This is a genomic window from Veillonella sp. VA139, assembly GCF_003992005.1.
GTDB lineage: Bacteria > Bacillota > Negativicutes > Veillonellales > Veillonellaceae > F0422.
Genome location: NZ_RQVL01000041.1, coordinates 1 through 9295, shown reverse-complemented (window position 1 = coordinate 9295; position 9295 = coordinate 1). Strand labels below are relative to the sequence as shown.

At 40.1% G+C, this 9295-nt stretch carries 10 protein-coding genes; 2 read left to right on the top strand and 8 right to left on the bottom strand.

The window, feature by feature from the left end:
• Nucleotides 1–142 precede the first annotated feature (142 nt).
• Both EO125_RS09500 and EO125_RS09495 read right to left on the bottom strand, forming a co-directional pair.
• Complete coding sequence (locus EO125_RS09500) at nt 143–589, bottom strand: MarR family winged helix-turn-helix transcriptional regulator (RefSeq protein ID WP_127148688.1); 447 nt, start codon at nt 587–589, stop codon at nt 143–145.
• A gap of 28 nt (nt 590–617) precedes the next feature.
• Complete coding sequence (locus EO125_RS09495; protein ID WP_127148687.1) at nt 618–1034, bottom strand: Rrf2 family transcriptional regulator; 417 nt, start codon at nt 1032–1034, stop codon at nt 618–620.
• A gap of 335 nt (nt 1035–1369) precedes the next feature.
• Between EO125_RS09495 and EO125_RS09490 the strand changes: the two genes are divergently transcribed.
• Nucleotides 1370–2740 (top strand): NCS2 family permease, encoded by a 1371-nt coding sequence (locus EO125_RS09490; RefSeq protein ID WP_127148686.1) that lies wholly within the window; start codon nt 1370–1372, stop codon nt 2738–2740.
• Nucleotides 2741–2963: 223 nt separating this feature from the next.
• A complete protein-coding gene (locus tag EO125_RS09485; RefSeq protein WP_127148685.1) occupies nt 2964–4334 on the top strand; it encodes an NCS2 family permease in 1371 nt (456 codons plus the stop codon).
• Between the two features lie 106 nt (nt 4335–4440).
• On the opposite strand, the gene EO125_RS09480 is transcribed toward EO125_RS09485, so the two are convergent.
• The 6 genes from EO125_RS09480 to EO125_RS09455 all read right to left on the bottom strand — a co-directional run bounded on the left by EO125_RS09480 (nt 4441) and on the right by EO125_RS09455 (nt 9016).
• Complete coding sequence (locus EO125_RS09480; protein ID WP_009353198.1) at nt 4441–4743, bottom strand: hypothetical protein; 303 nt, start codon at nt 4741–4743, stop codon at nt 4441–4443.
• A gap of 130 nt (nt 4744–4873) precedes the next feature.
• The gene (gene truA, locus EO125_RS09475) at nt 4874–5656 is read right to left on the bottom strand and encodes a tRNA pseudouridine(38-40) synthase TruA (RefSeq protein WP_127148684.1); all 783 of its coding nucleotides are present in this window, start codon (nt 5654–5656) and stop codon (nt 4874–4876) included.
• An 82-nt stretch (nt 5657–5738) separates the two neighbouring features.
• Complete coding sequence (locus EO125_RS09470; RefSeq protein WP_127148683.1) at nt 5739–6545, bottom strand: energy-coupling factor transporter transmembrane protein EcfT; 807 nt, start codon at nt 6543–6545, stop codon at nt 5739–5741.
• Nucleotides 6535–7404: an energy-coupling factor transporter ATPase gene (locus tag EO125_RS09465; RefSeq protein ID WP_127148682.1), complete on the bottom strand. Its 870-nt coding sequence runs from the start codon at nt 7402–7404 to the stop codon at nt 6535–6537. The genes EO125_RS09470 and EO125_RS09465 overlap by 11 nt, the downstream gene beginning before the upstream one ends.
• Nucleotides 7389–8231 carry an energy-coupling factor transporter ATPase gene (locus tag EO125_RS09460; protein WP_127148681.1) on the bottom strand — a complete coding sequence of 281 codons (843 nt, stop codon included), beginning with the start codon at nt 8229–8231 and terminating at the stop codon, nt 7389–7391. Before EO125_RS09460 ends, EO125_RS09465 begins: the two co-directional genes overlap by 16 nt.
• A 188-nt stretch (nt 8232–8419) precedes the next feature.
• Complete coding sequence (locus tag EO125_RS09455) at nt 8420–9016, bottom strand: hypothetical protein (protein ID WP_127148680.1); 597 nt, start codon at nt 9014–9016, stop codon at nt 8420–8422.
• Nucleotides 9017–9295: the final 279 nt, after the last annotated feature.

Sequence of the window (9295 nt, the reverse complement as noted above, 5' to 3'; positions counted from 1 at the left end):
ATTTGAACACATTCATTGTAACAAAGGATGACCTTCTTTTGCTATTTTATTTTCCCACAAACATTTTACACTAACGGTATAAAAATAGAGGACAGTTGATATGCTATCAACAATCCTCTACACTCTTTGGGCGTACATCTAATTACATGTTGTCGCCTTTTACATTATGCAACACTTTGAACAAGAGTCCTTGCAATTGTTCTGTCTCTTCCGAAGATAAGCCAAGTTTTGACTCAATGAATTCTGGAATATGACGAACCTTTTTCCGCAATGCTTTGCCTTTTGTCGTTAAGGTAATCACCATGGAACGCTCATCATCTTTTAAACGCTCCCGTACAATATAACCTTTTAATTCTAGCTTTTTCAACAATGGTGTTAACGTACCAGAATCCAAGAAAATTCTTTCTCCAATGGCTTTTAAATTAACGCGCTTTAATTCCCAGATAACAGACATCGCTAAGTATTGTGTATAGGTTAATCCTAATCTAGTCAATTCTACTTGGCATGCCCGAAACACTTCTTTTGTTGCTGCATACAAAGGAAACCCCACTTGGGTTTCTACATCTAAGATATTTTTCTCTTTTTTCATCCTAACTTCCCTTTCTCTTTTCAAGCCCTTACACTGAAAAACGCCGATCGATTACATCCTGTAATGTTAAACTTTGCATATACTCGCGTAGATGATTTTGCAAATGCTCCCATAATGGCAATGTACGACATCCGTCACTCATAGGGCATGTGTTAACTTCTTCTTCTAAGCAAGCCACCACGGCAATGGAATCCTCTGTAGCCGCCAGAATATCATAGACTGTATAGTCTTTTGGCTCTTTTGTTAGCTGGTAGCCACCGTATTTACCACGTACACTTTTTACGTACCCCGCAGCGCCTAGGCGTGCTACAATTCCCTCCAAGTATTTATCAGAAATCTTTTGACGCTCCGCCAGTTCGCGGATGGACACATTACGATCTACGCTATGTTCTGCTAAGTCCACTAACACACGTAATGCATATCGACCTTTTGTAGAAATTTTCATAAATAATACCTCTTTACAAGTAGGATTTATTCCTAGTCTATATTATATCTATAACAACGAAATTTGTCTATATAGATTGTGTACATATTTAGTACGCAAAATGCATAACTACCACGCATTATACTCATATATACAATATCTCGCTGTATATTTACACACACTGAAAACCAATGTCACCTCTCAGTGTACCCCCTTATCCATTTATTAGTTATTTTTATATAATTATCTAACTTTTATAATTTTTTTGAATATATTGTATCAAAAAACCTATCCTTATAACTTCCTCTATGCTACAATAAAAGAGCATTTTTATTTAATTATTTAGGAGGTTTCTCATGTTAGAACGCGTATTCGCCCTAAAAGAGCGAAATACTACGATCCGTACAGAAGTCCTTGCGGGACTGACTACTTTCATTACCATGGCATATATTTTGCTATTGGCACCCAACTTGCTAAGCTTAGCGGGTATGGACAAAGATGCTGTATTAATTGCTACAGCCTTAGGAGGTGGTTTAGTCACTATCGCCATGGGACTGTTTGTTAATTATCCTATCGCTTTGGCGCCTGGTGTTGGTTTATTGGCCTTCTATTCTTTTACCGTGGTCCTTGGCATGGGATTAACCTGGCAAACAGCATTAGGTGCTGTATTTATTTCTGGACTCGTCTTCCTTGTACTGACGTTAACTAAAATTCGTCAGCTTATCATTGAGGCTATTCCGTCTTCTTTAAAAATTGCCATTACCGTAGGCATTGGCTTATTCATCTGTATCATTGGTTTAAAACTATCTGGTCTTATGACCATCGCCTTATCTTTGCAACCTGGTACATTGAATGATATTGTGACTGCCAAAGGCCATGGAGCACCTGCCGCATCAGAAACATTGTTAACACTCGGTAATCTTGGCAATCCAGAAGTGCTTTTATCTTTGTTCTCCCTATTTTTCTCTGCTGCTTTGATGGCTCGTCGAGTAACAGGAGCTCTATTGATTGGTGTCATTGTCACATCCATCATTGCCTATGCTACCGGTATCGCTAGCTTACCAGATTCCTTAAGCATTATGGCGATTCCTGACTTCAGTAAGATTGCGTTTATGGAACTAGACATTCCCTCTGCTTTTCAAGTAGGTCTTGTGACCATTATCTTCTCTTTTACCTTCGTTGAATTATTCGACTCCATGGGTACCTTAATTGCTACCGCCTCCAAAGCTGGCATTGCAGATCCTAAAAAAGGGGAGTTCCCTGGTCTTGGTAAAGCGATGATTGTGGATTCACTAGGTGTAAGTTTTGGTGCTATGCTTGGTTCTAGTACGATTACGGCTTTCGTTGAAAGTGCTGCCGGCGTTGGCGCTGGTGGTCGTACAGGACTCACTGCTGTCACTTGTGGTATCATGTTCATCCTTTGTTTATTCTTTGCTCCATTAATCGCATTAGTTCCCAATGCAGCTACAGCTCCTGTACTGATTTTGGTAGGCGCCTTGATGATGGAGTCCATCCGTGAAATTGATTTCTCTGACTGGACAGAAGGATTCCCTGCCTATTTAGTCATCGTGTTAATGCCTTTCACATACAGCATTGCTAACGGTGTAGCAGCAGGTCTCATCGTATATCCGTTGATGAAATGTATCACTGGCCGTCATAAAGATGTGCATTGGTTCATGTACGTATTAGGGGCTATCGTATTAGCAAAATATGTATTCTTTGATTAATCGATTCTCATTAACACTCAACTAAATAAGTATAGGCATATATGGTATGAATTACATTATATTCTACCCATATATGCCTATTTTATTCCGTCCCTTTCTATCCTATGTATATCAACTCTCAATTATGTGATTTTTATCACAAATTTTTATCAACTATCTTTTTTTCTCATGGTTGCTATGCTATAATGTAAACATAATTTGTTATAGAGGAGGAGGTTTTACTATGTTAGAAAGGTTATTCGCACTGAAAGAGCGGAACACCTCAGTTCGCACAGAGATCCTCGCTGGTCTCACCACATTCATTACCATGGCATATATTTTCTTATTGGCGCCTAACTTATTGAGCCTGGCAGGAATGGACAGAGATGCCGTTTTGATTGCTGCGGCCTTAGGTGGTGGTTTAGTAACGATTGCTATGGGGATTCTCGTTAACTATCCAATTGCCTTGGCACCTGGTGTTGGTTTGCTCGCATTCTATTCATTTACCGTTGTTCTCGGTATGGGGCTCACCTGGCAAACAGCGTTGGGGGCTGTATTTATTTCAGGACTCGTATTCCTCGTATTAACACTAACAAAAATACGACAACTGATCATCGAATCGATTCCTAGTTCCTTAAAGATTGCCATTACTGTAGGTATCGGCTTGTTTATCTGTATTATTGGTTTGAAATTATCTGGGCTTATGACAATTTCATTATCCTTACAACCAGGAACATTACACGATATTATCACTGCTAAAGGGCATGGTGCTCCAGGTGCATCAGAAACTTTATTAACGCTTGGTAATCTACAAAGTCCAGAAGTGCTCCTATCTCTGTTCGGCTTATTCTTTACTGGCGCACTTATGGCTCGTCGTATCACTGGCGCGTTACTTATCGGAATTATCACCACATCAATCTTAGCCTATGTAACTGGTATAGCTACATTACCTGAAACATTAACGTTTATGGCCATACCTGATTTCAGTAAAATTGCATTTATGGAGTTAGATATTGCATCGGCTTTCAATGTAGGTCTTGTAACAATTATTTTCTCATTCACATTTGTTGAATTGTTCGACTCCATGGGGACATTAATCGCTACTGCTACTAAAGCAGGTATTGCGGATCCAAAAAAAGGTAGTTTCCCTGGTCTTGGTCGTGCCATGATTGTGGACTCCTTAGGAGTTAGCTTTGGTGCTATGTTAGGCTCTAGTACCATCACTGTATTTGTTGAAAGTGCGGCTGGTGTTGGTGCTGGTGGACGTACTGGCTTAACAGCGGTTACTACTGGTATTATGTTCATCATTTGCTTATTCTTCGCACCACTCATTGCATTAGTTCCAAATGCAGCAACAGCTCCTGCATTAATTTTAGTAGGCGCTCTAATGATGGAAGCAATCCACGAAATTAACTTCTCTGATTGGACAGAAGGTTTCCCTGCTTATTTAGTTATCGTTTTGATGCCTTTCACATACAGCATCGCAAATGGCGTAGCAGCTGGTCTTATTGTGTATCCTTTGATGAAATTAATCACTGGTCGTTATAAAGATGTGCACTGGTTCATGTATGTCCTTGCACTCATTGTGTTAACTAAATATGTGTTCTTTAACTAATTAAATACGTAGCTTATTGAATCTTAGGACGATTAAAAAGGACTGTATACATGTACTCCATACATGTGTTACAGTCCTTTTTTCTTATTTCTTGCCATCTATGCAATTATAACAAATCGTCTTCGTACACCGCTTCTTCAAAAAATAATGGCAACAAATCTTCGCTATATTCGTTCATATCGCGACCTGTTTTGGAGAATACCACAGATGCAGCAAAACGCATTAACTCCGCTTCATTCTCTGGATTGTTCACAAATTCTTCAATAATTTTGTCCATATCTAAATGGCGCTTCATAATGAATCGAGCTAATTTACGACGATTCACCGGATCATTCACCAATTCATCTACATCAATAATATACTCTGGCATTTTGATTGCAATATGCGTATGGATTCCGTCTTCTTTCATATTAACCTCCTACATTGTACGCCCTATCGTAGGGCTATGCTTATATACTAACAAATGTTATGTTTCATGGCAATTACATAACGACTTTCTATCTGTTGCAGATACTCCTTATACATACCTGCATGTCTGCCTATAAGTTTGCTATGCTCCGTACCCGCTCTTGTAAGCTAGTCTCATCGGTAAACACTGTATCTAAACACAGTCCATGGGCAGGTGCTGTCTTCCCGATTAATTGTCTATTCTCACCAGCGATAATGCGTGGCACATCCTCTGGTTGAAAGCGGCCTAAGCCTACATCCACCAAGAATCCTGCCATATTCCGCACCATGTGATACACGAATCCATCTCCTAATACATGGATTCTGACGGTCGTTTCCTCTTGGAACACCTTTACAGCGTACATGGTTTTCACTGGATCTTGTATCGTCGTATTATGGCCTTTGAAGGTACTGAAGTTATGTGTCCCTTCTAATGCCTTTGCGGCTTGCCTCATGGACTCTATGTCCAACGGTTTGCGCACATGATAAGCATAGCGCAGTTGCAGCGGATCCACCACGGCATCATTATGAATGGTGTAAATGTATTCCTTTCCTTTCACGTAATTCCGTGGATTCCAATCCGATGGCAATTCCTGTGACTCACGAACCACAATATACGGTGGCATATGGGCGATAAGGGCTCTCATTAGATTATCTACTGGAATCTTACCGGTCGTTGTGAAAGCCACCACTTGTCCTCTCGCATGGACACCTGCATCCGTCCGAGAAGACCCGTAAATCGTGATAGGTTCATTGCAAACCTTAGATAAGGCTTCTTCTAGATAGCCTTGCACCGTAGGGCCATTCTGTTGCCGTTGGTATCCACAGAGATCTGTGCCATCATAGGCAACAATAAGCTGTATCGTTCTTGTCATATTTGGCATATCCTATTCTTTCTACTCTCTTGTAACCCTATGAGATGTATATATCTGTAACTCGCATATATACAACTAGTTTTTATATACCAAATCCCCAGCGTAACACAGCTAACACAATACTCACTAAGACAACGGCGCCAATGCCATAGAAATCTAATGGACTATAGCGTAATTCTTTCATCCGTGTACGACCTTCTCCACCACGGTAACAACGAGATTCCATAGCTACTGCCAATTCATCGGCACGGCGGAAAGCACTAATAAATAATGGCACAAGTAGAGGTACCATATTTTTAGCCCGTTTTAGTAAGGAGCCAGTAGTAAAGTCCGCACCACGAGATTCTTGTGCTTTCATAATACGATCTGTTTCCTCTAATAGTGTGGGAATGAATCGCAAGGCAATGGTCATCATCATAGCTAGTTCATGGGCTGGCACGCCAAAGCGTTTCCACGGGTTTAACAGTCTTTCAATACCATCCGTCAACCGTATGGGCGATGTTGTATAGGTCAACAAGGAGGAGAATACGATTAAGAAAATTAATCGCCCTGCCATAAGTCCACCCAAATTGAGCCCTTCTCGGCTGATGTGAAGCCAACCATAGGTAAATAGATATTCTCCAGGTGTGGTGAATACGTGAATAGCCAAGGTGAATACAATGATGATCCACAATGGTTTAATAGACAGCCACACCAGCCGCACTGGTAAACGAGATAACCCCAAACATCCGAAGGTAAAGGCCGCCACAATGCTATAAGTCACTAAACTATCCGCAAAGAAAATAGCAATGATGAAAATCATAGTGGCTATAATCTTAGCCCGTGGGTCCATGCGGTGTAACAAGGAATTTCCTGGAAAGTACTGTCCAATGGTAATATTACTTAGCATGGTGCACCTCCTTGAGATAGTCGTAAATATCTGCTACTGCCTCATGGACATGAACACGGTCGATATTCACAGGAATATTTCGTTCTGCCAAAGCTTGTAAGGTTTGCGACAATGGTGGTACATCCACGCCAGCAGACTGTAATTTCTCACGGTCATTATGGAAAATCTCAATAGGATTGCCATCCAATAAAACTTGCCCTTGGTGCATAACAATCAATCGATTCGCCATACGAGAAATATCTTCCATATTATGGGATACAAGGATAACAGTAATGCCTTTTTCCTTGTGTAGTTTCAGGATTTCTCCAAAGATTTCTTCTCGCCCAAATGGATCAAGTCCAGCAGATGGTTCATCGAGAATTAAATAGTCTGGGTCTAAGGCAATGACACCGGCAATCGCCACACGGCGCATTTGTCCACCCGACAAATGGAAGGGAGACCTCTCTGCATAGGTATCGTAGTCTAAACCTACAAATTGCATGGCTTCTCGCACACGGCGATCCACCTCTGCCTCATCAAAACCTAAGTTTTTGGGACCAAAGGCAATGTCTTTAGCAATGGTTTCCTCGAAGAGTTGATGCTCTGGATATTGAAATACCATCCCTACTTTATGACGTGTTTGTTTGACTGTTTCTGTTTTACCTACTAGGTCCACACCATTGACTGTTACGGTACCTGAGGTAGGGTGCAATAGACCATTCAGATGTTGAACTAAGGTGGATTTACCAGACCCTGTATGGCCGATGATGCCTACAAATTCACCTTCGTGAATGGTCAAGTTCACATCATGCAACGCCGTTTTTTCAAAAGGTGTCCCCTGTCCATAGGTGTAGGTAACATGTTCTAATTGAATTGACATATGGCCTCCCCTAGTTCTTCATTGGTAGTAATACCTGTTGGCATTGCTACACCTTTATCTTGTAAACGAACTGTAATTTCAGATGGTACCGGCACATCGAGACCAAGGCCTTTCAAGGTATCAACATTCATAAACACATCTTTGGGAGCTCCTTCGTCGATGACCTTACCTTGTTTCATCACAATGATACGATCTGCCAAGGCAGCCTCTTCCATAAAGTGCGTAATATATACGATAGTGATGCCCTCTTCTTTATTGAGACGATACACCGTATCCATGACTTCTTTTCGCCCTTTGGGATCGAGCATAGCCGTTGGCTCATCTAATATAATACATTTCGGCTTCATCGCTAAAACACCAGCAATGGCGATACGTTGCTTTTGCCCTCCTGATAATAGGTGAGGTCCATGTAACGCATAGTCCGACATGTTTACTGCTGCTAATGCGGCATCCACACGTTCTCGAATCTCTGGGGCTGGTACCCCTAAATTCTCTGGACCAAAAGCCACGTCTTCTTCTACAATGGCTGCCACGATTTGATTATCTGGATTTTGGAATACCATACCCACATTTTGGCGAATATTCCAAATTAAATGCTCTTCTTTAGTATCCATTCCTAACACGGTAACGGTACCAGATGTAGGTTGCAATAGGACATTAAAATGTTTGGCAAGGGTACTTTTACCACTCCCATTGGTCCCTATAATACTGACAAACTCACCTTCATGAATGTGAACACTCACATCCTGTAAGGCGTGTACCTCACGGCCCATTTCGTCTTGGTACACATGACTCATATGGTCCGTACTGATCATAACTTGTTTCATCTTGTTTTTGGTTTCCTCTCTACGTAAGTACAATTGTTACTTCGTATTACAATCTACTTCATTATACCTTGTAGAGAGGTTTAGGACAATAGGCAACCTTGAGGAACCTATTATAGTTGACAAATTAAAAATCACCACTCTACATAAGTAGAATGGTGATAACTTATAAGGGGGATATACTATAATTACTATTTTAAATATTGATGTAAGTCAATTTTGGTAAGAGTATCCTCTACAGCTCTATGAAAAGCTCTATCGTAGCTACCACTTGTTTTACCTACACTAGAGAAATCTTCATCCATTACATAATCGCCTTCCTGAGCATCATAGATAATAATATTAGTCATAATTGTCAGATTTTTTCTAAGACCAGTCCAGAAATTAACTTTTTCCTCAGCTGATGTAACACGAGTCGCCAACACCATCACATAACGAGTGCCTTCTTTTTCAGCTAGTGCTTTTAAATCTTTAGTGCGAAGTATAACACCCTTATCTTGATCTCGTTGTGTTTCATTACTATCATTATCTCTAATGTATACTTTTAAATCTTTTTGTGCTTTTGCGAATGGAATTGCTTCATAACCAACAGTATTTAACTTCTCGTTTACTTTTGTATATAATTCCTCACTAATCTCTAAAGGTTTACCTACATGATTAGGATCTAATTGAACAAATAATGCAATTGGTTGTTTAGGTGTTTCTAATAAACTCATAGCATGTGTATTTACAACCCCTAATAAAAGTACAGTGAACGCCATAGCAAATAATACATATAGTTTTTTCATATTTATAATCCTCAAGCCCCCTTTTTTTTATTATATAATATCTCTATATAATTTTAAAGCATTTCAAACTATATGCATTATCTCCTTCTTTAAAAATAGAAGTCAGTTCTTTATAAAATTTTTCTAGCATCTTGATTTTGATGTTTTCTATGTGTTCCTAGCTGTGGATTTTGTGCGCCCCTTTGGGGCTTTAAAATCTTATGTTAAGGACATATATCTCTTGTCCTTTTTGTTCCTAGCTGTGGGTTTTGTTAGCTCCTATAGAGCTACAAAACCTTA